Here is a 22978-nt window from a genome sequence, read left to right on the forward strand (position 1 = left end):
CGGCAGTTCCGGAATCGCTGAGGTCAGAACTTGTGTGGCACGTCGGTCGTCAGGCCGCCGTCGACGACGAACTCGCTGCCGGTGGCAAACGACGATTCGTCACTGGCCAGGAACACCACGAAGGTCGCTACCTCGTCGGACTGTCCGGGCCGGCCCAGCGGCGCGGTCATCATGTCGTCGGGAAAGTATTTGGTCATCGGCGTGCGGATGAAACCGGGCAGCACCGCGTTGACCCGGATCTTGTCCTTGCCCAGGTCGATGGCCGCCGATTTGGTCAGCCCGCGCACCGCCCACTTGGACGCGACGTACGGATGCAGCAGCGTCGCGCCGCGCATGCCCTCGATGGACGAGATGTTGATGATCGAGCCGCCACCGGCCTCCCGCATCGGCGCGACCACCGCCTGCATGCCCAGGAAGGTGCCCGTGAGGTTGACGTCGATGCACTTCTGCCACTTGGCCATGTCGAACTCACCGATCTTGCCGAGGGCGGTGATGCCGGCGTTGTTGACCAGAACGTTGAGCACACCGAACTGTTCGGTGGCGGTGGCGACCGCTGCGGCCCACTGGTCGGCGTCGGTGACGTCGAGATGGACGTAGCGTGCGGCATCCCCGAGTTCGGCGGCCAGCGCCTCGCCGGGCTCATCGAGGATGTCGCCGATGACGACCTTGGCGCCCTCGGCGACCAGCATCCGCGCGTGCGCCGCGCCCATCCCCCGTGCGCCGCCAGTGATCAGTGCAACTTTTCCGTCCACGCGTCCCATGACGGGTCACGCTACCGCCCGCCCGGTGGGTGGCCGGGAGGCCCGGCATACTGGTCAGCATGGCTGCGCCGAACGCCGGACCGATCACGGGGCCGATCGCTGCGGCCGCCGCCGGTGACCTTGGCGCGAACAGCTCGAATGTGGGCGCGTTCTTCGACGTCGACGGCACGCTGGTGTCCGGTTTCATCGCGACGGTGCACGCGGCCCACCGGTTCCGGCAGCGGCAGGCGGCCTTCGGCGAGCTCACCGGAATTCTCGAAGCGACGGTGCGATACAAGTTGGGCCGCATGGAGTTCGAGCGGTTGCTGGTGCGCGCCGCCGGTTACCTGCGCGGTGAGTCTCTCGCCGAACAGGAGTCGCTCGGCGAGCAGCTGTTCCACAGCCACGTACAGGCCAGGATTTTCCCGACGATGCGCGAGGTCGTGCGCGCCCACCAGCGCTCCGGGCACACGGTGGTGCTGAGTTCGTCGGCCCTGACCATGCATGTCATGCCGCTGGCCCGCTACCTCGGCGTCGAGCACGTCATCTGCAATCACTTCACCGTCGACGGCGACGGCACCCTCACCGGCGACATCGTGCGGCCCATCGTCTGGGGCCACCGCAAGGCCGCGGCGGTCGAGGCGTTCAGCCAGGCCAATCACGTTGACCTGCAACAGAGTTACTTCTACGCCGACGGCGACGAGGACCTGCCGCTGATGCACGTCGTGGGGCACCCGATTCCGGTGAACCCGCGGCCCGGGCTGGCAGCCGAAGCGGAGCGGCTCGGCTGGACCGTGGTCCGCGCGGCGGCCCCGTCCAGCGACCGGCCCGGCTGGCTACGACGACTCGTGCGTCGCTGACGTTCTGGAACGGCCGTCGCCCGAAATCTGGGCCCAAATCTGCGCGTAGCCTTGCGCGCCGGACCGTCACGCGGTACTAAATTAGAACACGTTTCAGTTTTGCCGCTCCTGCCTCGACCCCAGCACAAGGAATCCCCATGCGCACCGCTATCTGCGACCAACTCGGCATCGAATACCCGATCTTCGCCTTCACCCACTGCCGCGACGTGGTCGTGGCAGTCAGCAAAGCCGGTGGCTTCGGCGTCCTGGGCGCCGTCGGCTTCTCCCCCGAGCAGCTCGAGATCGAGCTGAAGTGGATCGACGAGAACATCGGCGACCATCCGTACGGCGTCGACATCGTCATCCCCAACAAGTACGAGGGCATGGACCAGGTCGACCTGGATCCGGAGGTGCTCAAGAAGCAGCTCAACGCCCTCGTGCCGCAGGAGCACCTGGATTTCGCGAAGAAGCTGCTCGCCGATCACGGGGTGCCGGTCGACCACAGTGACGACGACGCCCTGCAGCTGCTGGGCTGGACCGAGGCCACCGCCACCCCGCAGGTCGAGGTCGCATTGCAGCACCCGAAGTGCACGCTGATCGCCAACGCGCTGGGCACCCCGCCGAAGGACATGATCGACCACATCCACGCCGAGGGCCGCAAGGTCGCCGCGCTGTGCGGCTCGCCGTCGCAGGCCCGTAAGCACGCCGACGCGGGCGTCGACATCATCATCGCCCAGGGCGGCGAGGCCGGCGGGCACAGCGGCGAGATCGGCTCGATCGTGCTGTGGCCGCAGGTGGTCAAGGAGGTCGCGCCCGTCCCGGTGCTGGCCGCCGGTGGCATCGGCAGCGGCCAGCAGATCGCCGCGGCGCTGGCGCTCGGCGCGCAGGGCGCGTGGACCGGTTCGCAGTGGGTGATGGTCGAAGAGAGCGAGCACTCCGAGCAGCAGCACGCCGCGTACGCCAAGGCCAGCAGCAAGGACACCGTGCGCAGCCGGTCGTTCACCGGCAAGCCGGCCCGGATGCTGCGCAACGACTGGACCGAGGCCTGGGAGAAGGAAGGCAACCCGAAGCCGCTCGGAATGCCCTTGCAGTACATGGTTTCCGGCATGGCGGTGGCGGCCACGCACAAGTACCCGAACGAGAGCGTCGACGTCGCGTTCAACCCGGTCGGCCAGGTGGTCGGCCAGTTCACCAAGGTCGAGAAGACCTCCGCGGTGATCGAGCGCTGGGTGCGGGAGTACCTGGAGGCCACCGGCCGGCTCGAGGAGCTGAACGAAGCCGCGTCCGTGTGATAGAGGCCGCCGGTGTGCGCCGGCGGCCGGCATGACGTCATTTGCGCCTCGGATTGCAGTCACCATGCGGCTGCGATCCGAGGCGTAAGTGTGTCTGCCACGCGGGGATGGACCCATGCCGTCGGATTATGTATGGTTGCATACATAATCCGACGGAAGGGCGCGGATGGCTGGTCCCCGTGAACGCATGATCGTGTCTGCCGCGCTGCTCATCCGTGAGCGGGGCGCGCAGTCGACGGCCATCTCGGATGTACTCGCCCACAGCGGGGCACCGCGCGGTTCGGCGTACCACCACTTCCCCGGCGGCCGCACCCAACTACTCTGCGAGACAATCGATTTCGCGGGCGAGTACATCGCCCGCCGGATCGCCAAGGCCGGCACCGCACTCGAGGCACTCGACGTGCTGGTCGACGGCTTCCGCTCCCAACTCACCGAGTCCGGATACCGGGCCGGCTGCCCGGTGGTGGCGGTCGCCGTCGAGGCCGACAACCCGCCCGTCATCGAACGCGCCGCCGCCGCTTTCACCCGCTGGCTCGCCCAGCTCGAAGAGCAGCTACGGGCCGACGGCGTGTCCGCCGAACAAGCCGCCGAATTGGCCATGCTCGCCACCACCGCGATCGAAGGCGCCGTGCTGGTGGCCCGCACCACCGGCTCCACCACCCCATTGGACCTCGTGCATCGGCAGCTGCGCGCCCTCGTGACTGCCACGACCGACTCGGAACGAAAGGCGTCCTCATGACCCAGACCCAGGAGTGGCAGTCGACCGCCTGCATCCTGTGCGAGTGCAACTGCGGCATCGTCGTCCAACTCGACGGCCGCACCCTGTCGAAAATCCGTGGGGACAAGGCACATCCGGCCTCGCAGGGCTACACCTGCAACAAGGCCCTGCGGCTGGACCACTACCAGAACAACCGCGACCGCCTCACCTCGCCGATGCGCCGGCGCCCCGACGGCACCTACGAGGAAATCGACTGGGACACCGCCATTTCCGAGATCGCCGAGGGCTTCTCGCGGATCCGCGACGAGTACGGCGGCGACAAGATCTTCTACTACGGCGGCGGCGGTCAGGGTAACCACCTGGGTGGCGCCTACAGCGGCGCGTTCCTCAAGGCGCTCGGCAGCCGGTACCGGTCGAATGCGTTGGCACAGGAGAAGACCGGTGAGTTCTGGGTCGACGCCCAGCTCTACGGCGGACATACCCGCGGCGAGTTCGAGCACGCCGAGGTGTCGGTGTTCATCGGGAAGAACCCGTGGATGTCACAGAGCTTTCCGCGGGCCCGGACCGTGCTGCAGGACATCGCGAAAGACCCGCAGCGGTCGATGATCGTCATCGATCCGGTCCGCACCGACACCGCCAAGATGGCCGACTTCCACCTGCGGGTACGGCCCGGGACGGACGCGTGGTGCCTGTCGGCCCTGGCCGCGGTTTTGGTTCAGGAAAACCTGTGCGACGAGGCGTTTCTCGCCGAACACGTCACGGGCGTCGAGCCGGTGCGGGAGGCGCTGCGCGCCGTGGACGTCGACGAGTTCGCCCAGCGCTGCGGCGTCGACGCCGAGCTGTTGCGCGCCGCAGCGCGCCGGATTGCCGGTGCGACAAGCGTTTCGGTGTTCGAGGACCTCGGTGTCCAGCAGGCACCCAACAGCACCCTGTGCTCGTACCTGAACAAGATGTTGTGGATCCTCACCGGCAACTTCGCCAAACGCGGTGGCCAGCACCTGCATTCGTCGTTCGCTCCCCTGTTCGCCGCCGGTGGCGTCGGCCGTTCGCCGGTGACGGGCGCTCCCATCATCGCCGGGCTGCTGCCGTCCAACGTCGTGCCGCAGGAGATCCTGACCGACCATCCGGACCGCTTCCGCGCGATGATCGTCGAGAGCAGCAACCCCGCGCACTCCATCGCGGACTCGAACGCGGTGCGCGACGCGCTCGGCGCGCTGGAACTGCTGGTGGTCATCGATGTCGCGATGACCGAGACCGCCCGGTTGGCCCACTACGTGCTGCCCGCGGCGAGCCAGTTCGAGAAGCCCGAGGCGACCTTCTTCAATCTCGAGTTCCCGCACAACACCTTTCATCTGCGCCACCCCCTCCTGACACCGCTGCCCGGCACCCTGCCCGAGCCGGAGATCTGGGCGCGGCTGGTGCGCGCCCTCGGCGTCGTCGACGACGCGGAACTCGACCCGCTGCGCCGGGCCGCCCGCGAGGGCCTCGACGCGTATCTCGGGGCGTTCTTCGGCGCGGTGGGCGCCAACCCGGCACTGGGCCGCGTGCTGCCTTATGTGCTGTACGAGACGCTGGGTCCGACGCTGCCGGACGGACTGGCTGGAGCGGCCGCGTTGTGGGGGCTGGCGCAGAAGACCGCGATGACGTACCCCGATGCGGTCCGCCGGGCCGGCCATGCGGACGGCAACGCGCTGTTCACCGCGATCCTCGAAGGCCGGTCCAGGGTGACGTTCACGGTGCACGAGTACGAGGACGACTGGAGCCTGGTGACGCACACCGACCGCCGGTTCGCCCTCGAGATACCCGAGATGCTCGCCGAACTCGGTGCGCTCGCCACCGACCGGCCGCCGCTGACCTCCGACGAATACCCCATCGTGCTGTCGGCCGGTGAGCGCCGGGCGTTCACCGCCAACGACATCATCCGGGATCCGGGCTGGCGCAAGCGCGACGCCGACGGCGCACTGCGGGTCAGCGTGGAAGACGCCGCGGCACTCGGGTTGGTCGACGGCGGGCGGGCCCGGATCACGACGGCCGCCGGGACCGCGGAAGCTTCCGTGGAGGTCACCGACGTCATGCTGCCCGGCCACGCCTCGCTGCCCAACGGGTTCGGCGTGGACTTCACCGAAGCCGACGGCGAGAAGCGGGTGCCCGGCGTGGCGCCCAACGACCTCACGTCGGCGGACTGGCGCGATGCGTTCGCGGGTACCCCGTGGCACAAGCACGTGCCGGCCCGGATCGAGGCGCTGACGGCCTGATCAGCTGGCGACCGGGTCGCCCGGCAGGAGCAGCCGGTCGATGGTGCTGACGCTCTCGGGCGACAGTCCCTCTCGCATGACCGCCTCGAGAAACTGTCCCGCAACGGTCTTGACTTTGACGTGGGTCATCTGCGAGCGCCACGTGAGGATGTCGAACGCGCGGTCGGCGTCGATGCCGTAGGCCGCCATCAGGATGCCCTTGGCCTGCTCGATGGTGGCGCGGGACTTGACGACCTCTTTGATCTCGGACGTCAGGTCGGCCTGCATGGTTTCGGTGACATCGACGTAGTAGCCCTGCGTCCCGATCACTTCACCCGACTCGTCGGTCACGTGGTCACCGACCACCACCATCCAATGTGTCTTGCCGTTGACGTCGATGATCCGGTGCCGGCTGCTGAACAGCCCTCCCGACCGCACCCGGTCGAGAATTTCGGCCACCCGGGCCCGGTCGTCGGGGTGCTTGTGACTCAGCAGCAACTCGGTCGTGGGCTCCACCTGCCCCGGCGCGTAGCCGTGCATCCGCGCCACTTCGTCGGACCACACCCACCGTTGATCGGCGACGAAGAACGTGAATCCGCCGGCTTTCGGCGAGTCACCGCCGGCCAGGACCGCCGCGACTTCCCAGTGTTCAGACGCGTTGTCGGCATCGGCGTCATCGGCCACTGCATCAGGCATACGGAAAAACCAATCATTGATCTCTATGAGGGCTATGCCGGGCCGCGCTGACGGTCGGCCCGCAAATAGTAGCCGCTATGTCAGCTCTCTGACATAGCAAATCACCGACGCGCCGTTAACTGTTCGTATCGGGACGACGCACCCGTCGAGTAGCTTGCTTGAGTGGGCACGGAGGTTCAGCTGAGCGATCTGCACCGCAATGCCGTGCTCGCAACCTTCGACAGCGACCGACTCGACCGATTGCTGCCGCACATCCAGATCGACTTCAGCCCTATCGGCCACGTGGCCCAACGGGCCGGAAACCCGTTGAGTCACATCCATTTTCCGCTCGATTCGGTCTATTCGGTCCTGGCCGAGTCCGAGCACGGCGCCGGGATCGAAGTGGGCACCGTCGGCTCCGAGGGCCTGGTCGGCGTCGCCGGCCACCTGGGTGCGCGCAACAGCCGCCAGACCGTCGTCTGCTGGTGTGCCGGCGATACCGCACACGTTCCGGTCGCGGAGTTTCTGCAGCTGACCACCGAAGGCGGCCCGTGGCATGACGCGATCGACCGGTTCACCGACTATCTGCTGATCCAGACGGCGCAGAACGTGCTGTGCACGAGCGCGCACTCGGTGCGCGCACGGTTGGCGCGCTGGTTGCTGGCCGCGCATGACCGGTACGACTGCCAACAGTTCTCGAGCACGCAGGAAAGCCTCTCGCAGATGCTGGGCGTGCAGCGCCCGACCATCTCCGAGACGGCGGCACGGATGCAGCGCGATGGCTTGATCATCTACCGGCGCGGCAACATCGAGATTCTCGACCGCGTCGCGCTCCGGCAGATCGCGTGTGAGTGCTACCGGGTGGTCAGCCAGGCGCTGACGGCCGTGCGCGACGCGGGCCGGCCGACCTAACCGACCGGAGCGTCAGCAGCGGGCGGCGGAGCCGCAACCGGCGCCTGCGGACCGGCGGGCAGCCCCGCGGGCGGTGCCGCATCGGCGTCCATGGGGCGCTGCGCGAGCAGCACGAGGGCCTGCTTGGGGCTGATCTCGCGCTCCTGGACGGCGTGCCAGACGTCGCGCAGATACGACAGCTGGTCGGTGTCCTGCGACCCCTCCGCGGTGGTCGTGGTGTACGGCGGCAGATTCTCGGGACTGGACAGGTGCGGTACCGGCGCGGCGTTCGCCACCGGGACGGGCTTCCCGACCGGTGCCGGCTTGGGATCCGCGGGCGCCGCCGGCGGATCGATCGGCGCGGCCGACTGGTCGACCGCCGCGGTGTCGTCGGCCCAGGCGGCCGGGGCGACCGGCAGCAGCAACGCTGCGCAGGCCAGACCCACGGCGCGGAATTTGACGCTGTCCAGGATTCTCATGTGTTGCCCTCCCGTCCGTCTCCGGTAACCAATGGTGCTACAGGTGACTGCGGTATTGCTGGGAATTTGCCGGATCAATGTGGTGCGGCCGTACGAATCCGGGATCGGGTCCAGCGCCGCGACGAGCCCACCTCGGGCGCATCGGCTACGACGAATAGTGCTCCCCGGTTCGGGTCGCGTCGGCATTCCCCCAGAATCCGAGCCGAATTATCGGCATAACCTTGCGGCTCCGACCGGCACGCGGTACTAAATTGGAACACGTTGCAGAGTGAGGAGCGTCACATGACGGCACCCAACATCCCGGCCGGATTCGACTTCACAGACCCCGATATCTACGCCCAGCGGCTCCCGGTCGCGGAGCTGGCCGAACTGCGCCACGTCGCGCCGATCTGGTGGAACGAACAACCCATGGGCAAGGGCGGCTTCGACGACGGTGGCTACTGGGTGGTGACGCGGCACAAGGACGTCAAGGAGGTGTCCCGCCGCAGCGACGTGTTCTCCAGCCAGGTGAAGACGGCCATCCCCCGCTACCAGGACGGCACGGTCACCGAGCAGATCGAGCGTGGCAAGTTCGTGCTGCTGAACATGGACGCACCGCATCACACCCACCTGCGCAAGATCATCTCGCGCATGTTCACCCCGCGGGCCATCGAACTGCTGCGGGACGAACTGAGCCGGCGCGCGCAGCAGATCGTGCAGGAGGCAGCCACCCAGGGGTACGGCGATTTCGTCGAACAGGTGTCCTGTGAGCTGCCGCTCCAGGCGATCGCCGGACTGATGGGCGTGCCGCAGGAAGACCGCAAGAAGCTGTTCCACTGGTCCAATCAGATGGTCGGCGACATGGACCCCGAATTCGCCGGCAACGACGCCATCACCGCGTCGGTTGAACTGATCATGTACGGCATGGCCATGGCGGCCGACCGCGGCGCCAACCCGCGCGACGACCTGGTGACCCGGCTGGTGCAGGCCGACGTCGAAGGCCACAAGCTCTCGGACGACGAGTTCGGTTTCTTCGTCATCCTGCTGGCGGTGGCGGGCAACGAGACCACCCGCAACACCATCACCCAGGGCATGATGGCCTTTGCGGAACACCCGGACCAGTGGGAACTGTTCAAGCGGGAACGTCCGGCGACGGCAGCCGACGAGATCGTCCGCTGGGCGACGCCGGTCACCTCGTTCCAGCGCACCGCGACGCAGGACACCGAGCTCGGCGGCGTGCCGATCAAGAAGGGCGAGCGGGTGGTGATGTTCTACCGGTCGGCCAACTTCGACGAAGAGGTGTTCGACGACCCGTACACGTTCAACATCATGCGCGACCCCAACCCGCACGTCGGCTTCGGCGGGACCGGCGCCCACTACTGCATCGGGGCGAATCTGGCCCGCATGACCATCGACCTGATGTTCAACGCGATCGCCGACCACATGCCGGATCTGCGTCCGCTCGGTGAGCCGGAGCGGCTGCGGTCGGGCTGGCTCAACGGCATCAAGCACTGGCAGGTCGACTACACCGGAGCTAACGCGAAATCAGCTGTCGCGCGGTGACCTTGGGCCGATCGGGATAGTCGAGCAGCGACTGCCAGTAGTCGTCGGACAGCTCCTGGCCGGAGCGCAGCACCATGGCGAGGCCGGTCGCCATCGCGACGCCGAGCAGGCCGAGCCACAAGCCGGTGACCGCGATGACCACCCACAGCACGGTCGTCAGCACGGGCCACGGCGATACCAGCATCAGCAGCGGCGCGAAGAAGAAACCGGTACCGACGTACCAGGCCGATCCGGTTCGGTCGGCTGCCATGACGGCCCGTAGCCAGACCGGCGGCGCCGGCGCCGCCGGTTCGGTTGCCGAGTGGGTGGTGCGCATCTCGATCGCCTCCTACTGCGTTGTCGGGCAATTCGAGACTGTCCCCGTCAGGTAATCGCCGCAATTACCTGGCAGGTAGTCGCCACGGGGACGCACAACCGCGACACTGGATTCGTGACCGTCACCAGCGCTGCCCCGACACGTTCGCCGCAACCCTTCGGAGAGCTCATGCGGCAGTGGCGCCAGCGGCGGCGCATCAGCCAGCTCGACCTCGCCATCGAGGCCGACGTGTCGGCCCGCCATCTCAGCTTCATCGAGACCGGCCGGTCGACGCCGAGCCGAGCCATGGTGCTCAAGCTCGGTACTGTGCTGAATGTTCCTGCGCGAGAACAGAACCGGCTGCTCATGGCCGCGGGTCACGCACCGGTGTACGCCGAGCGCTCACTCGACGACCCGGAGATGAGCGCGGTGCGCACCGGGATCGATCGTGTCCTCGCCGCATACGAGCCGTTCCCGTGCCTGGCAGTCGACCACCTGTGGAACATCGTCGCGGCCAACGCCGGCACCGCCGTGCTGCTCGAGGGCGTGGCGCCCGAGTTGCTGAATCCGCCGAACGCCCTTCGCATTTCGCTGCACCCGGATGGTCTGGCTCCCCGAATCCGCAATCTCGGGCAGTGGCGGCACCACGTGATCGGCCGACTGCGCCGTGAAGTCGCCGGTAGCGCGTCGGCCGAGCTTCACGATCTGCTCACCGAGATCGAGGCCTACCCCGGCGGGGACGTCGCATCGTCCGATCTCGGCGGCGTCGCGGTGCCGCTGGAGATCGACGGTCCGGATGGCACGGTGCTGACATTCCTCAGCACCGTCACCACATTCGGCACCGCGCTGGACCTGACCGCCGCGGAGTTGAGCATCGAAGCGTTCCTGCCCGCCGATGACGCGACGGCGCAGGCGATCCGCGAGAGCGCTACGCGTTGACGACGATCGGGTCGCCGATGTTCACCTGGTTGTAGTACCAGGACGCGTTGTCGGTGCTCAGGTTGATGCAGCCGTGGCTCACGTTCGAATTGCCCTGCTGCGCAACCGACCACGGAGCCGCGTGGACGTAGACGCCGCCCGAGGTGACCCGGACCGCGTAGTAGACCGTCAGCTTGTAGCCCTCAGGGTCGTTGAGCGGGATGCCGATGGTCCGCGAGTCCATGACCACGGGGCTTTCTTTCGACATGGCCGTGAACGAACCCACCGGGGTGGGGTGCTTGGGCTTGCCCATGGACGCCGGCATGGTCTTCACGACCTGGCCGTCGATGCTCACCGTGAAGGTGTGCCCGCTGATGCTCGCGACGCCGAGGGTGGCCGCTCCGGTCCCGAACGACTGTTTGGCCCCGCCGACCGACACCTTGATGGTCGAATGCGCCGGCCAGTAGGTGCTGGGCGTGAACTGCACCTTGTTGTCGGCCAGCCACGCGAACGTGCCTGCGGGCGCCTTGGTCATCTTCGGCGACGAGAACTCGATGGTGCGCTCGGCGCGCCCCCGGTCGGCGACCGGCTGACCGAAGGTCACGGTGACGGGCATTCCGACACCGACCACGTCGCCGCTGCTCGGCGTGATCGTGGCGACCGGGAGGGACTCGGGCAATGCCGCGACGGCAGCACCCACAGGGCCGCTCAGCATCATCACCGCAGATGCGGCGACGGCCAGCGCATAACGCACAGTTTTGGGCAAGGGGTCCATCCTCAGGTCCGAGATACGTTCACTACATATCGTAGTTCGACGCCGGCGTTACTTTCGTTAGCCGCACTCCGGGGTTTACTGCGGCGGAGCGACGGGCTCGGCGGGCGGGGCGACATCGCCAGGCGCCGGGGCCGCCGGAGCCGGGGCGTCGGCCGGTACTGCGACCGCCACCGAATTCGCCGGCATCTCCACCGGCGGGATATCCGTGGCCGCGGGCGGCGCGTCGGCTGCCGGCACACCGTCGGGGTGCACGGCCGGTTCGGGTTCGACGACGGGAGCCGCCTGCGGCTCGACAATCGGCGCATCGGGCAGCGGCGCCTCGACGGGCGCCAACAGCTCGGCCGACGGCTCGGCAGCGGGCGCCACGTGCACCGCCGGAGGCTCGGCCGGCGCGACCGCCTGCTCGGCGGCCGCGGGCCGCGGGCTCTTGGTGACGGGCGTCGAGGCGCCGCGCGACGGCAGGAACTGCATCGTGACGGCCATCGACACCGACGCCACGAACGCCGTGGACCCGACGGCCAGCATGGTCAGGGGCAGGGCGGGCGAGCTCGACAGCTGCTCCCACCGCGAGGAACCGCTCGACCGATGCCGGCCGGTCGGCGCGAAGACGGGTCCCTCGAATTCCTGCTCGAAGGCATCGAAGGTCGGATCCCAGCCGAAATCCTGGCCGGCCCATTCGTCGGGTCGCGGCTGGTCACCGAAGTAGTACGGCTCGGACAGGTCGGAGTCGCCCGACCGCACCGACACCAGCGCCGCGCCGCGGGCCAGGGCCAGATCCGCTTCTTCCGGCGTGAACACCGGCACCGACAGCGCGTCCTGCAGCCCCGGCAGGATGGCCTCGAAGTTGCCGGCGGATCCGATGACCACGAGTGCCTCCGGCTGCCAGTCCGCGCGGGCGAACACCGCGCTGAGCCAGCTGGTCAGGCCGGCGCGGGAGCCGATGGTGTGGTTCACGGCCGTGTGAACGGCGCCGCTCGCCGCATGCACGATCATGGTGATCGCGAATTCGGGCTCGATGGTGCACACCGCGGTGGTCCCACAGCCCAGCGCGTCGGCGATGCCGCGGGCCACTGCCTCGTTGGCCTCCGGGAACCGCACCGGCACCACGTTGTCGAAACCGGACTCGGACAGCGACTGCATGAGCATCGAGGCCTCGGCGTCGGCATCGTCGCTCCACGTGAGCCCGATCGACTTGAGCCGCAGCCCACGCGTCGCCGCCAGGGCCTCGCTGCGCAGCACGGCGGCGGTGGCGTCGCCGGAGTTCATGATCTCGACGGCGTCGTGGTCCATGGTGAACCCGTCGACGTCATTGCCCTCGACCAGGACCAGGCCCATGGATGACGGAGTCATGGCCAAACCGAGCACCGCGTCCACGCAAACAACCCCTTCAAAAAAACGCATGGTGGCGACGCACGACCGGCGATGACGCGCGCTTCGGCGTGCGGGAACTATCCGGAATCGTGGTGAGACAAGCCACCCTTTGACCGGTGACCTTACCCGTTACCCGGGCCACAACGCACCCGTCCGCAAGCCACCGACCTGCGATGATTTGCCAGTCGTCCACGGCGCTGTGTTCAAACCGTTATCAGTATTAGCCATCTTCGCCGCCGCCGCTCGGCGTGGCCCGCCGGTCACCGTGAGGTTTGACGGCAGGCACATGCGGTAATCCAGTGGCCTAGTTGTGACCTGTCGCTACTGGTTCCCGTGGCGGGGCGGCGGGACAATTGTCGGCAAGACCAGCCAGGAGGTCAGCATCATGACGGCACCGGCACTCACCACGCCCACCGCGGTATCCCACGGCGAAGTGGGCGTACATGTTCGCGGCCTCTGCTGGTCCTATGCGACCTGCACCTGCGGCTGGACCGCACGGCGCCGCCACCTGCGGGCCTCTGCCGAGCAGGACGCCTGGACGCACTCCATCGAATCCGGCTGCGCGGTCGCCTTCCCCCTCGTCAACCGCTAGCGCGGCGCTGCCCCGCGCGATCTTGCGCAGCGGGCCAGGTCGTAACACAGTGGATTATGACCGAACAGTGGATTAAAGGATGCGCAGTGCAGCGGATCTCCTTCCGCGACGGACTGGTGCTGGACCTGGAGGACTACAACGAGCTCGTCATCTCGGCACCGCTGGCCCTGACCCTGCCTGCCACCGAGACCGACCCGCAGGAAGTCGTCGCGATCAACCCGGCCGACGTGCGCAAGCAAGAGCGGCCGTTGTTCGATTTCGCCGGCCAGAAATGCACGCACGCCGAGTGGGAGGACAACGGCAGCCTGCACCTGGCGTTCGCCGACGGACACCGCATCGACGTGCCCACCGACCAGGAACACACCTCGTGGGAGCTCTACGGCAAGCACCATGGCTACGCCGCGTGCCTGCCGCACGGGCGCGTGCGGGTGGTCCGGCACGACCTGCCGGACGACGAGGCCGTCAACAGCTGATGCGCCGGCCGCTCACCCGAAGGTGTAGTCCTCCGGGTCGGCGGTACGCGTCCACGTCCAGTAGTCGACCAGACGCCACGGGCTGAGCGTGTAGATGTCGCCGTCGGCGTTCTTGTAGAACGAGTGCCGGATGGACGGCTGCGACCACACCATGGTGCGCATCTCGGCCTGGCTGCGTTGCACCCAGTCGTCGAGCTTCTCGGGCCGCGGTTCCATCCACCGCCCGCGGCCGGCCAGCAGCAGGTCCAGACATTCTGCGATGTAACGCATCTGGCATTCCGAATGGAAGATCAGGCTGCCGCCACTGGCGAGATTGGTGCCGGGCCCGTACATGCAGAAGAAATTCGGGAAGCCCGGGACCGTGATGCCGAGATACGCGGTGGGCCGTTCACCCCACTGCTCGGCCAGCACCCGGCCGTCACGCCCGATGATGGTCATGGGCCACAACACTTTTCCGGCGTGAAATCCGGTGGCGTACACGATGACGTCAGCCTGATGGCGCTGGTCGTCGACCGTCACGACGGCGTCGCGTTCGATGCGCGCGATGGGCGTGCGGATGAGTTCGACGTGGTCCTGTGTGAGCGTCTGCAGCCAGCTTCCGTTGTCCTGCAACGTGCGTTTGCCCGTCGCCGGGTAGTCGGGGATGACCTTGGCCAGCAGGTCCGGGTTGTCACCGATCTGCCCTTTGATCCACTCGGTGAACATGATTCGGGTGACATCGTTGATCTCGCTCACCGCGCGTTGCTGGTCGGGATAGTCCGGGTCGACGCGCGCTGCGGCAAGACCCTTGTCGCAGCCGGGCCAGAACAGCAGGAACCGGTACCAGCGGCCGTAGAACGGCAGGTGCTTCAGCGCCCACTTGACGCCGTCGCCGACCCTGGCGTGATAGTTGGGGTTGGGGAACATCCATTGCGCGGTGCGCTGAAAGATGTTGAGCGAAGCGACTTTCCCGGCGATCGACGGCGCGATCTGAAAGCCGCTGGCACCGGCGCCGACCATCGCGACATGCTTGCCGGTGAGGTCGACGTCGTGATCCCACTGCGCCGAGTGGAACGACGGGCCCTCGAATTCGTCGCGTCCCGAGATGGGCGGCAGATACGGACGGTTGAGCTGCCCGACGGCGCTGATGACGGCGCGCGCCGACACCGTCTCGGCCGACCCGTCCGCGGTGCGGAGGGCCACCTGCCATGTCGCGGTGGCCTCGTCCCATGTCGCGCCGGTGACCTCGGTCTCGAACCACACGTGCGGGCGGATGCCGTACTGGTCCAGGATGCGTTCGAAATACGCCTGCAGTTCGGGCTGTTCGGCGAAGAACTGCGTCCAGTGGTCGCTGGGTTCGAAGCTGTAGCAGTAGAAGTGGTTTCCGACATCGACACGGGCGCCGGGATAGCTGTTGTGCCACCAGGTGCCACCGACACCGGCGGCGCGTTCGATGATGGTGAACGGAATTCCGGCCTCTTTCAAGCGGATACCGGCGAGCAGTCCGGATTCGCCGCAGCCGATGACGACGACCGGAAAGTCCGCGGCCGATCCGGCGTCACGTCCGGCGGCGCCGGCGCGGACGTCCGTACCGTCGAGCTCCATCTCCTCCAGCACCATCGGCACGTATTCGTCGGGGACCGGTTCGCAGACCAGCCACTCCATCATCTCCTTGAGCAGCTCGGCGCCGATCGGTTCCGGCTCGGGGCAGCCGCGGTCGCGGTAGTCGGTGATCACCTTCAGCGCCAGGGCACGCACCGCCGCTTTGTCGTCCTCGGACATGTAGCCCTGGACCTCGTTGAGGAACAGCCCGGCAGGGCGCAGGGCACCGCGGATCAGCTCCGGATCACCGGACATGTGCACCAGCGACAGCATCAGCGTGGGGATGCTGACGTCCAGCAGAGCGCGGGCGATGTCCTCATCGGAGGTCGTAAACGGTTGTCCTGCATGTGGGTTGCGCACCACAAGGAACTATCACGTCCGGTGGACAGTTCGCAGCCGATTCTCCCGCGGTGCGGTACGACCGGGCTTTACGCTCCGAGGATGGCCATCGCGTTACTCGACAACGGCGCACCGCCGGCGGACCTCGCACTGTCCGACATCGACCTCGGTTCGGTCCGGTTCTGGGGCCGGAACGACGGGTTCCGGGACGGTGCGTTCGCCACGCTGCGGCGCGAGGCACCCATCGCCTTCCACGGCGAACTGGCCCAGGAGGGATTTGAAACGGGCCCCGGCCACTGGGCCCTCACGCGCTACGACGACGTGTTCTTCGCCAGCCGCCACCCACACATCTTCAGCTCCGCCGACGGCATCACGATCCCCGAGCAGACGCCGGAACTGGCCGAGTATTTCGGCTCGATGATCGTGATGGACGACCCGCGGCACACGCGGCTGCGGAACATCGTGCGCAGCGCGTTCACCCCGAAAGTGGTGGCGCGGACGGAGGCCTCGGTGCGCAACCGGGCGCGGAGTCTGGTCGAGTCGATGATCGAGCGCCATCCCGACGGCCACGGCGACATCGTGGCCGACCTGGCCGGTCCCCTGCCGCTGCAGATCATCTGCGACATGATGGGCATCCCGGAGCCGGATCACGAACGGATCTTCCACTGGACCAACATCATTCTCGGCTTCGGCGATCCCGATCTGACCACCGATTACGAGGAGTTCTTCCGTTGCGCCATGGACATCGGCGGCTATGCCACCGCCTTGGCCGATGACCGGCGCGTCAACCCCCACGACGACCTCACCACCGCCCTGGTGCAGGCCGAGGTCGACGGCGAACGACTCACCTCGAGCGAGGTGGCGTCGTTCTTCATCCTGCTGGTGGTCGCGGGGAACGAGACCACGCGCAATGCGATCAGCCACGGGGTGCTGACGCTCAGCCGGTTCCCGGAGCAGCGGGACCAGTGGTGGTCCGATTACGACGCGGTGGCACCCACGGCGGTCGAGGAGATCATCCGCTGGGCCTCCCCCGTCGTGTACATGCGCCGGACCCTGACGCAGGACTTCGAGCTGAGCGGCGTGAAAATGCAAGCCGGGCAGAAGGTTACGCTGTGGTACGGCTCGGCCAACCGGGACGAGGCGAAATTCGACCGCCCGTGGCTGTTCGACGTACACCGCAACCCCAATCCGCACCTGGGCTTCGGCGGCGGTGGCGCACACTTCTGCCTGGGCGCGAATCTGGCCCGTCGCGAGATCGCGGTGGCGTTCGAGGAGATTCACCGCCGCGTCCCCGATCTGACGGCCACCGACGAGCCCGACCGGTTGTGGTCGCAGTTCATCCACGGCATCAAGCGCCTGCCGGTCAGCTGGACGCCCCCGCGCTGACCGCTTACTGGACGATCAGGACACCGACCATCCCCGGGTGATACACACAGTAGTACGGGTAGCGGCCCGGCGTGGTGGGTGCGGTGAACGTCGCCTGCGCGTTGCCGCCGACCTTGACGTCGAACTGCCCCTTGACCTTTGACGTCACGGTATGCGCGACGTCGTCACTGTTGACGACGGTGATCTTTGCGCCGGGAGGCACGGTGAGCGGGTCGCCGAAGTTGAGCGCGGTGATGGTGATGGCCGGTCCCTGCACCGGGCCGGTCACCGGCACCGCGCTGGTCGTCGGAGTGCTGTTGGGCGCCGGGACCGGAGCCGAACAGGCGGCGGTCACCGCGGTGGCGAGTGCCGCCGCAACCACGAGCACCGCCGGGACGCGCGTCGTCGTCATGCCAGGTACCTCTGCAGCCAGGACTGCGTCTGCGCCCAGGCGTCGGCGGCCGCGGTGGGGTTGTACCGCTGGCCCGAGTCGTTGAAGAACGCATGATCGGCGTCGGGCTCCACGACGATCTGATGAACCATGCCGGCCTGCTCGAGCGCGGCTGCCGCCGCGTCCTTGCTCGCCGTCACGCGCGCGTCCTTGGCGCCGTAAAAGGCCAGCACCGCAGCTTGTTTCGAGCCGGCGAAGTCGTGCGGGTCGGGCAGCGGACCGTAGAACGGCAACGCCGCCGAGAGCCTCGGCTCGCCGGCGGCCAGGAGCTGCCACGTGAGCCCACCGCCGAAGCAGAATCCGAGCACCGCGAGTTTCCCGCCGGGCGTCCGCCGCTGCAGTTCGTCGAGCCCGGACCGCAGGTCGGCGACGAACTGGTCGGGCGGAATCTTGCCCAGCGCCGCGGTGGCCTCGGCCGGATCGGCGAAGGCCGCGGTGCCGCCCTGCGCCGACAACAGGTCGATGCCCAGCGCCGAGTACCCGATACCGCCGAGGCGGCCGACGACCGACCGCACCCAATCGTTCAGGCCTTTGTTCTCGTGGATCACCAGGACGCCGCCGCGTGGCTGGGCGGCCGCGGCCCACGATCCCTGCAGCTTGCCGTCGGCCCAGGTGATGGGCGCGGGCTGGACGGCGTTCTCCATACCGGGCGGTGGGCCGGGCTCGGTCGACGGCTTGCCCGACGTCGGGCTCGACGTGGTGGCCGCAGTGGTGCCTCGATTCTCACCGCAGGCCGCGATCAGCGCACTGGCGGCCGCAGTACCCACGCCCAGGAGCGCGAGCCTGCGCAGCGCCTCACGACGGGACAGCAATCCGTCGACGTGGTCGGTGGCGATTTCCTCGGCGATGTACCGCTGCAAGGGGGTCACCCGAGCCAGTATCCGCCCTGATCCTGAGCGACGTCACAAGGTTTCCCCAGGACGAGTAGACATTTTCTAGAAAGTGTTCACTTTTTCATTGACATGGGCCTGACCGGCACGCTTCTATAGTTAGGTGACCTCTGCAACGACGTTCGACACGATCATCCGCAATGGCCGTTGGTTCGACGGAACCGGCGCGCCTTCCGCGGTCCGGGACATCGGAATCCGCGCTGGACACGTCGTGGCGATCGGCGTGGACCTCGACGACACCGGATGCCCGAACGTCGTCGATGCCACCGGCAAATGGGTGACGCCGGGCCTGCTGGACATCCACACGCACTACGACGTCGAGGTACTGGCCGGCCCCGGCCTGGCCGAGTCGCTGCGGCACGGCGTGACCACCGTGATGCTCGGCTCCTGCTCGCTGTCCACGGTGCATGTCGGCGGCGAAGACGCCGGTGACCTGTTCGGCCGGGTGGAGGCCATCCCGCGCGACCACGTCATCACCGCCGTCGACGAGAACAAGACCTGGGACACCGCAGAGGGTTACATCAACGCACTCGAGGACCGGCCGCTGGGACCGAACGTGGCCGCGTTCATCGGCCACTCCGACATGCGCACCGCCGTCATGGGCCTGGACCGCGCCACCCGCAAGGACGTCCGGCCCACCCGCGGCGAGCAGGCCGAGATGGAACAGATGCTCGCGGCCGCACTGCAGGCCGGGTTCGTCGGAATGTCCTCGCAGCAGCTGCTTTTCGACAAGATCGACGGTGACACCTGCCGGTCGCGCACCCTGCCGTCCACCTACGCCAAGGCCCGCGAGCTCCGCCGGCTCAAGACGCAGCTGCGCCGCTCGGGCCGCATCCTGCAGTCAGGCCCGGACCTGCAGAACCCGCTGAACCTGGTGTCGCAGTTGGCCCAGTCGCTCGGCCTGTTCCGCGAGAACCTCAAGACGAGCCTGCTGTCGGCCGCCGACATCAAGGCCAACCCGTACGCCATCACCATCATGGGACCGGTCGCCAGGCTGGTGAACAAGCTCGGCGGCAACTTCCGGTGGCAGCACCTGCCCGTACCGTTCGAGGTGTACGCCGACGGTATCGACCTCGTGGTGTTCGAGGAATTCGGTTCGGGCGCAGCGGCTCTGCACCTGCGCGACGAGGTCGAGCGCAACGACCTCATGCGCAATGACGAGTACCGCCGCGAGTTCCGCAAGGACTACGAGAACAAGTTCGGCGTACGGGTGTGGCACCGCGACTTCTTCGACGCCGAGATCGTCGGCTGCCCCGACGAGTCCCTCATCGGCAAGACCTTCGGTCAGGTCGGCGTCGACCGCGGGCTGCATCCGGTGGACGCCTTCCTCGACCTGGTACTCGAATACGGCCGCGATGTCCGTTGGCGCACGACGATTTCCAACCACCGCCCCGAGGTGCTCAAGAAACTGGCGCGCGACCCCGGCATCCAGCTCGGTTTCTCCGACGCCGGTGCGCACCTGCGGAACATGGCTTTCTACAACATGGGCCTGCGCCTGCTGCGGCACGTGCGCGACGCCGAGCGCGCCGGTACGCCCTTCCTGACCGTCGAGCAGGCCGTGCACCGGCTGACCGGCGAACTCGCCGACTGGTACCGCCTGGACGCCGGACATCTGCGCGTCGGTGACCGCGCCGACCTCGTCGTCATCGACCCGGAGCGGCTGGACGATGCGCTCGACGCCTACGCCGAGGAGCCCGTGGCGCAGTACGGCGGACTGTCCCGCATGGTCAACCGCAACGACGCCACCGTCGCCGCGGTGTTCGTCGGTGGCCAGCAGGTCGTCCGCAACGGGGTGCCGACCGATCTCGTCGGCACCACCCGCACCGGCCGCTTCCTACGGTTCGCCCGTCAGACCCCCGCCCTGCCCGTCGCCAAGGAAGGTGAGTTCGCCAGTGTCGGTTGAGGATACGGTCCACGGATTGTGGCAGGCGCTGTCGGCGCGGGACTGGGAGCGACTGAAGGATTTTGTGTCCGACGACTGCATCTACCTGGACATGCCGGTCGGCCCGGCCGCCGCCGCGCGCGGGCCCGAGGACATCGTCAAGCGGCTCAAGATCGGCCTGGAGCCGCTGGCATCGTATGAGAACTTCGACGGCCTGCTGCTGACCAACGGCGCCGATGCCATGTACGAGCATCACGAGGAATGGCATTGGGAGACCGGCGAATCCGCGATCCTCAAGTTCGTCACCGTGCACCGCGTCGAGAACGGCAAGGTGACGCTGTGGAAGGACTACTGGGACATGGGCGCGCTGTCGAACTTCGCGCCGCCGTCCTGGCTGGAGAATTTCGCGACCGCTGACATGTCGTGGATCTTCGACGCGACCGGACTGGTCTAGACCCCTCTCAGAGGGTGATCTTGCAGGCCTGACCGATGTCGAGGGTCCGCAGCATGCGGCCCATGCCGAGCCACATGGCGCACGAGAGCGCCAGGTCGGTCATCAGCTCGTCGCTGAAATGCTCTGCGGCACGGGCCCAGAAGTCTTCGTCGTCGCGCAGCCCAGTGTGGTCGGAAGCGAAACGGTAGGCGAACTCGGCGGCGATGCGCTCCTGTTCGGAGTAGCCGGGCCAGGTCTGCCACACGCCGGCGTGGTTGTAGAGGTCTTCGTCGACGCCCTCCGCCTCGGCTGCCGAATCGCGGGTGTTCTGGCACACCACGCACTCGTTGTCGAGGGCGATCACCACGCGGGCCAGTTCACGTACACGCAGCGGCAGGCGGCCCTTGGTGTAGACGGCGTTGGTGAAACCGGCCATGGCCGTGCCGATGTCGGGTGACTTGACCACCCAGGCGGTTACGTCTTCGTCGGTGAAATCTCCGATTCGGCTCACTTTTCGCACGCTACGCCAAAACTGAAACAAGTTCTAGTTTTTCGGCGGACAAATTCCCGGCGTACGACAACGGCCCCGCCCCGAAGGGCGAGGCCGTGTTCGACCGGGACCGCCTATGACGGCGGGCGCGACACGCACTGTGCCGCGTAGAGCTGCCCGCCGAGCTTGTCCATGAGCTCCAGCTGCGTCTCCAGATAGTCGATGTGACCTTCCTCGTCTGCGAGGATGGCCTCGAAGATGTTCGCGCTCGTGGCATCACCCTTCTCGCGGCACATGATGATGCCCGGCTTCAGGCGGGTGACCACCTCGTACTCGATGGCCAGGTCGGCCTCGAACTGCTCGCGCAAGGTCTGCCCGATCCGCAGCGAGAACAGCCGCTGGTAATTGGGGAGGCCGTCCAGCAACAGGATGCGATCGGTGAGGGTTTCCGCATGGCGCATTTCCTCGAACGATTCTTCACGCGTGTGCTTCGCCAATTCCGTGAAGCCCCAGTTGTCCTGCATCTTCGAATGCAAGAAGTATTGATTGATCGCAGTGAGTTCACTCGTCAATTGCTCGTTGAGCAGTTTGAGGATCTCGGGGTCGCCTTGCATTTCGGCTCCTTTAAAACACCATCGGGCTGGGTCAAGTGTCACTGGCGCGGAACAACAACGTGCCTGTTCCAAACCTAGTCGAGTGACCCTTTGTCGGCGACCGGTTCGGCGGGTGTTTCGCCCCCCCGATTCGATCCCGAATCCCCGGTATCCAGATCCACGACTCCACTGCTGGCCAGCAGCTATGGACTGGCTGCCCTAAGTAAGGTTAGACTGCACTAACCCCCGCGGCGCCCGTCCGCGGACCCGAGCGACCCGGAATGGCAGGAGCCGATGAGCGAGCAACCGTTGCACTCGCTCATTCTTGCCGCTGATTTTCGTGTCGACGATGTGGAATCCATGTGGGAGCGGGTGAAATCGCATCGGTCGATTCTCACCGAGCTTTCCGCACACCACGTCGTCGTATATTCATCACTGTGGGAACCGGGCCGGGTATTGGCCACCGTCGGAATTCGTAATGCAAATTCCGTCCGCGAAGTTCTGCGTTCGCCGGCGATATTCGAATTCTTCGATGCCTCGGGCGTGGACGACATCCCCGCGATCTTCGCCGGTGAAGTGGTCGAGAAGGTCGATATCGCCGAGCCCCCGCCGGGCCAGCATGCCGTCGCGTCCGTCGTCGTCGGCGTCGTGACCGCGGTCGAGGACGTCCCCGCCCTCATGGACAAGGTGCACGACGCCGCCGCCCGGTTCCGCGACGCCGGCGTGTGCAAGGTCTGGGTGTACCGGGCCTTCGACGACGGCCACGAGGTGCTGATCCTGCAGCAGATCGTGAACGAGACTGCCGCCCGGCGCTGGATCGATCACCCCGATGCCGCCGCCGAATGGATGTCGGCCGCCGGATTCGGCGTCTATCCAACGGTTTTCGTCGGGACCCTGGCGCACATCACGTCGATCGAGGCGGCCGGCTGATGTTCGTCTGCCTGTGTACCGGAGTGACGAGCCAGGTCGTCACCGAACTCGTCGAGGGTGGCGCGACCACGTCGAAGCAGATCGCCGAGAAATGCGGCGCCGGCCTGGACTGCGGCCGCTGCCGCCGTACCGTGCGGGCCATCATCGAAGCGGCCCGCACCGACTGTCCGGTGCACAAAGCGGGTTAGCG

General features: G+C 67.2%; 25 protein-coding genes. 14 read left to right on the plus strand and 11 right to left on the minus strand.

Annotation, left to right across the window (positions count from 1 at the left end):
- Positions 1-23 precede the first annotated feature (23 nt).
- The gene (locus tag ACZ5IQ_RS16200; RefSeq protein WP_464480033.1) at positions 24-761 is read right to left on the minus strand and encodes a glucose 1-dehydrogenase; all 738 of its coding nucleotides are present in this window, start codon (positions 759-761) and stop codon (positions 24-26) included.
- Positions 762-820: 59 nt separating this feature from the next.
- On the opposite strand from ACZ5IQ_RS16200, the gene ACZ5IQ_RS16205 reads away from it, so the two are divergent.
- The 4 genes from ACZ5IQ_RS16205 to ACZ5IQ_RS16220 all read left to right on the plus strand — a co-directional run bounded on the left by ACZ5IQ_RS16205 (position 821) and on the right by ACZ5IQ_RS16220 (position 5844).
- Positions 821-1600, plus strand: a complete 780-nt coding sequence (locus tag ACZ5IQ_RS16205) for an HAD family hydrolase (RefSeq protein WP_244872530.1) — start codon at positions 821-823, stop codon at positions 1598-1600.
- Positions 1601-1737: 137 nt separating this feature from the next.
- Positions 1738-2871: a nitronate monooxygenase gene (locus tag ACZ5IQ_RS16210; protein ID WP_212811342.1), complete on the plus strand. Its 1134-nt coding sequence runs from the start codon at positions 1738-1740 to the stop codon at positions 2869-2871.
- A gap of 166 nt (positions 2872-3037) precedes the next feature.
- Complete coding sequence (locus ACZ5IQ_RS16215; RefSeq protein WP_212811341.1) at positions 3038-3610, plus strand: TetR/AcrR family transcriptional regulator; 573 nt, start codon at positions 3038-3040, stop codon at positions 3608-3610.
- Positions 3607-5844, plus strand: coding sequence for a molybdopterin-dependent oxidoreductase (locus tag ACZ5IQ_RS16220; protein WP_212811340.1), 2238 nt, complete (start codon positions 3607-3609; stop codon positions 5842-5844). The genes ACZ5IQ_RS16215 and ACZ5IQ_RS16220 overlap by 4 nt, the downstream gene beginning before the upstream one ends.
- Here ACZ5IQ_RS16220 and ACZ5IQ_RS16225 read toward each other — a convergent pair whose 3' ends face one another.
- A complete protein-coding gene (locus ACZ5IQ_RS16225; protein WP_244872529.1) occupies positions 5845-6519 on the minus strand; it encodes a PAS and ANTAR domain-containing protein in 675 nt (224 codons plus the stop codon).
- A gap of 162 nt (positions 6520-6681) precedes the next feature.
- Here ACZ5IQ_RS16225 and ACZ5IQ_RS16230 point away from each other — a divergent pair, with 162 nt between their 5' ends.
- Positions 6682-7410, plus strand: a complete 729-nt coding sequence (locus ACZ5IQ_RS16230) for a Crp/Fnr family transcriptional regulator (protein WP_212811339.1) — start codon at positions 6682-6684, stop codon at positions 7408-7410.
- On the opposite strand, the gene ACZ5IQ_RS16235 is transcribed toward ACZ5IQ_RS16230, so the two are convergent.
- Positions 7407-7868 (minus strand): hypothetical protein, encoded by a 462-nt coding sequence (locus ACZ5IQ_RS16235; RefSeq protein ID WP_212811338.1) that lies wholly within the window; start codon positions 7866-7868, stop codon positions 7407-7409. The genes ACZ5IQ_RS16230 and ACZ5IQ_RS16235 overlap by 4 nt on opposite strands.
- Positions 7869-8150: 282 nt before the next feature.
- Between ACZ5IQ_RS16235 and ACZ5IQ_RS16240 the strand changes: the two genes are divergently transcribed.
- A complete protein-coding gene (locus ACZ5IQ_RS16240; protein ID WP_212811337.1) occupies positions 8151-9410 on the plus strand; it encodes a cytochrome P450 in 1260 nt (419 codons plus the stop codon).
- Here the strand turns inward: ACZ5IQ_RS16240 and ACZ5IQ_RS16245 are convergent.
- Positions 9382-9726: a hypothetical protein gene (locus tag ACZ5IQ_RS16245; protein ID WP_212811336.1), complete on the minus strand. Its 345-nt coding sequence runs from the start codon at positions 9724-9726 to the stop codon at positions 9382-9384. The two genes, ACZ5IQ_RS16240 and ACZ5IQ_RS16245, sit on opposite strands and share 29 nt — an antisense overlap.
- Before the next feature lie 168 nt (positions 9727-9894).
- Here ACZ5IQ_RS16245 and ACZ5IQ_RS16250 point away from each other — a divergent pair, with 168 nt between their 5' ends.
- Complete coding sequence (locus ACZ5IQ_RS16250; protein WP_212814796.1) at positions 9895-10644, plus strand: helix-turn-helix domain-containing protein; 750 nt, start codon at positions 9895-9897, stop codon at positions 10642-10644.
- Here the strand turns inward: ACZ5IQ_RS16250 and ACZ5IQ_RS16255 are convergent.
- The gene (locus ACZ5IQ_RS16255) at positions 10634-11398 is read right to left on the minus strand and encodes a L,D-transpeptidase (protein ID WP_371824546.1); all 765 of its coding nucleotides are present in this window, start codon (positions 11396-11398) and stop codon (positions 10634-10636) included. The genes ACZ5IQ_RS16250 and ACZ5IQ_RS16255 overlap by 11 nt on opposite strands.
- Before the next feature lie 75 nt (positions 11399-11473).
- Positions 11474-12799 carry a DUF7159 family protein gene (locus ACZ5IQ_RS16260; protein WP_464480034.1) on the minus strand — a complete coding sequence of 442 codons (1326 nt, stop codon included), beginning with the start codon at positions 12797-12799 and terminating at the stop codon, positions 11474-11476.
- Positions 12800-13154: 355 nt separating this feature from the next.
- Between ACZ5IQ_RS16260 and ACZ5IQ_RS16265 the strand changes: the two genes are divergently transcribed.
- The gene (locus ACZ5IQ_RS16265) at positions 13155-13361 is read left to right on the plus strand and encodes a hypothetical protein (RefSeq protein WP_212811334.1); all 207 of its coding nucleotides are present in this window, start codon (positions 13155-13157) and stop codon (positions 13359-13361) included.
- A gap of 56 nt (positions 13362-13417) precedes the next feature.
- Positions 13418-13834, plus strand: a complete 417-nt coding sequence (locus ACZ5IQ_RS16270) for a DUF6188 family protein (protein ID WP_212811333.1) — start codon at positions 13418-13420, stop codon at positions 13832-13834.
- Positions 13835-13846: 12 nt separating this feature from the next.
- Here ACZ5IQ_RS16270 and ACZ5IQ_RS16275 read toward each other — a convergent pair whose 3' ends face one another.
- Positions 13847-15775 carry a flavin-containing monooxygenase gene (locus ACZ5IQ_RS16275; protein ID WP_212811332.1) on the minus strand — a complete coding sequence of 643 codons (1929 nt, stop codon included), beginning with the start codon at positions 15773-15775 and terminating at the stop codon, positions 13847-13849.
- Between the two features lie 81 nt (positions 15776-15856).
- Here ACZ5IQ_RS16275 and ACZ5IQ_RS16280 point away from each other — a divergent pair, with 81 nt between their 5' ends.
- On the plus strand, positions 15857-17140 hold the full coding sequence (locus ACZ5IQ_RS16280; protein WP_212811331.1) for a cytochrome P450: 1284 nt from the start codon (positions 15857-15859) through the stop codon (positions 17138-17140).
- 4 nt (positions 17141-17144) lie between these two features.
- Here the strand turns inward: ACZ5IQ_RS16280 and ACZ5IQ_RS16285 are convergent, their stop codons facing one another.
- Together ACZ5IQ_RS16285 and ACZ5IQ_RS16290 are read right to left on the minus strand one after the other, a co-directional pair.
- Positions 17145-17531: a cupredoxin domain-containing protein gene (locus ACZ5IQ_RS16285; protein WP_212811330.1), complete on the minus strand. Its 387-nt coding sequence runs from the start codon at positions 17529-17531 to the stop codon at positions 17145-17147.
- Entirely contained in the window at positions 17528-18439 is a 912-nt protein-coding gene (locus ACZ5IQ_RS16290; RefSeq protein WP_212811329.1) for a dienelactone hydrolase family protein, read from the minus strand. The genes ACZ5IQ_RS16285 and ACZ5IQ_RS16290 overlap by 4 nt, the downstream gene beginning before the upstream one ends.
- Positions 18440-18563: 124 nt before the next feature.
- Between ACZ5IQ_RS16290 and ACZ5IQ_RS16295 the strand changes: the two genes are divergently transcribed.
- On the plus strand, positions 18564-20363 hold the full coding sequence (locus tag ACZ5IQ_RS16295; protein WP_212811328.1) for an N-acyl-D-amino-acid deacylase family protein: 1800 nt from the start codon (positions 18564-18566) through the stop codon (positions 20361-20363).
- A complete protein-coding gene (locus ACZ5IQ_RS16300) occupies positions 20353-20796 on the plus strand; it encodes a nuclear transport factor 2 family protein (RefSeq protein WP_020100212.1) in 444 nt (147 codons plus the stop codon). Before ACZ5IQ_RS16295 ends, ACZ5IQ_RS16300 begins: the two co-directional genes overlap by 11 nt.
- Before the next feature lie 7 nt (positions 20797-20803).
- On the opposite strand, the gene ACZ5IQ_RS16305 is transcribed toward ACZ5IQ_RS16300, so the two are convergent.
- Both ACZ5IQ_RS16305 and bfr read right to left on the minus strand, forming a co-directional pair.
- On the minus strand, positions 20804-21286 hold the full coding sequence (locus ACZ5IQ_RS16305) for a carboxymuconolactone decarboxylase family protein (RefSeq protein ID WP_212811327.1): 483 nt from the start codon (positions 21284-21286) through the stop codon (positions 20804-20806).
- 113 nt (positions 21287-21399) lie between these two features.
- Positions 21400-21879, minus strand: a complete 480-nt coding sequence (gene bfr / locus ACZ5IQ_RS16310; protein ID WP_212811326.1) for a bacterioferritin — start codon at positions 21877-21879, stop codon at positions 21400-21402.
- Between the two features lie 273 nt (positions 21880-22152).
- Between bfr and ACZ5IQ_RS16315 the strand changes: the two genes are divergently transcribed.
- Together ACZ5IQ_RS16315 and ACZ5IQ_RS16320 are read left to right on the plus strand one after the other, a co-directional pair.
- Positions 22153-22788 (plus strand): fatty-acid--CoA ligase, encoded by a 636-nt coding sequence (locus ACZ5IQ_RS16315; RefSeq protein WP_212811325.1) that lies wholly within the window; start codon positions 22153-22155, stop codon positions 22786-22788.
- The gene (locus ACZ5IQ_RS16320) at positions 22788-22976 is read left to right on the plus strand and encodes a (2Fe-2S)-binding protein (protein ID WP_020100208.1); all 189 of its coding nucleotides are present in this window, start codon (positions 22788-22790) and stop codon (positions 22974-22976) included. The genes ACZ5IQ_RS16315 and ACZ5IQ_RS16320 overlap by 1 nt, the downstream gene beginning before the upstream one ends.
- The last annotated feature ends 2 nt before the right edge of the window (positions 22977-22978 follow it).

The sequence above is a fragment of the Mycobacterium toneyamaense genome (assembly GCF_055384815.1).

Coding starts and splice junctions, on each gene's coding strand:
- ACZ5IQ_RS16200 (WP_464480033.1), bottom strand. CDS start 761: ATGGGACGCGTGGACGGAAAAGTTGCACTGATCACTGGCGGCGCACGG.
- ACZ5IQ_RS16205 (WP_244872530.1), top strand. CDS start 821: ATGGCTGCGCCGAACGCCGGACCGATCACGGGGCCGATCGCTGCGGCC.
- ACZ5IQ_RS16210 (WP_212811342.1), top strand. CDS start 1,738: ATGCGCACCGCTATCTGCGACCAACTCGGCATCGAATACCCGATCTTC.
- ACZ5IQ_RS16215 (WP_212811341.1), top strand. CDS start 3,038: ATGGCTGGTCCCCGTGAACGCATGATCGTGTCTGCCGCGCTGCTCATC.
- ACZ5IQ_RS16220 (WP_212811340.1), top strand. CDS start 3,607: ATGACCCAGACCCAGGAGTGGCAGTCGACCGCCTGCATCCTGTGCGAG.
- ACZ5IQ_RS16225 (WP_244872529.1), bottom strand. CDS start 6,519: ATGCCTGATGCAGTGGCCGATGACGCCGATGCCGACAACGCGTCTGAA.
- ACZ5IQ_RS16235 (WP_212811338.1), bottom strand. CDS start 7,868: ATGAGAATCCTGGACAGCGTCAAATTCCGCGCCGTGGGTCTGGCCTGC.
- ACZ5IQ_RS16240 (WP_212811337.1), top strand. CDS start 8,151: ATGACGGCACCCAACATCCCGGCCGGATTCGACTTCACAGACCCCGAT.
- ACZ5IQ_RS16245 (WP_212811336.1), bottom strand. CDS start 9,726: ATGCGCACCACCCACTCGGCAACCGAACCGGCGGCGCCGGCGCCGCCG.
- ACZ5IQ_RS16250 (WP_212814796.1), top strand. CDS start 9,895: ATGCGGCAGTGGCGCCAGCGGCGGCGCATCAGCCAGCTCGACCTCGCC.
- ACZ5IQ_RS16255 (WP_371824546.1), bottom strand. CDS start 11,398: ATGGACCCCTTGCCCAAAACTGTGCGTTATGCGCTGGCCGTCGCCGCA.
- ACZ5IQ_RS16260 (WP_464480034.1), bottom strand. CDS start 12,799: ATGCGTTTTTTTGAAGGGGTTGTTTGCGTGGACGCGGTGCTCGGTTTG.
- ACZ5IQ_RS16265 (WP_212811334.1), top strand. CDS start 13,155: ATGACGGCACCGGCACTCACCACGCCCACCGCGGTATCCCACGGCGAA.
- ACZ5IQ_RS16270 (WP_212811333.1), top strand. CDS start 13,418: ATGACCGAACAGTGGATTAAAGGATGCGCAGTGCAGCGGATCTCCTTC.
- ACZ5IQ_RS16280 (WP_212811331.1), top strand. CDS start 15,857: ATGGCCATCGCGTTACTCGACAACGGCGCACCGCCGGCGGACCTCGCA.
- ACZ5IQ_RS16285 (WP_212811330.1), bottom strand. CDS start 17,531: ATGACGACGACGCGCGTCCCGGCGGTGCTCGTGGTTGCGGCGGCACTC.
- bfr (WP_212811326.1), bottom strand. CDS start 21,879: ATGCAAGGCGACCCCGAGATCCTCAAACTGCTCAACGAGCAATTGACG.
- ACZ5IQ_RS16315 (WP_212811325.1), top strand. CDS start 22,153: ATGAGCGAGCAACCGTTGCACTCGCTCATTCTTGCCGCTGATTTTCGT.
- ACZ5IQ_RS16320 (WP_020100208.1), top strand. CDS start 22,788: ATGTTCGTCTGCCTGTGTACCGGAGTGACGAGCCAGGTCGTCACCGAA.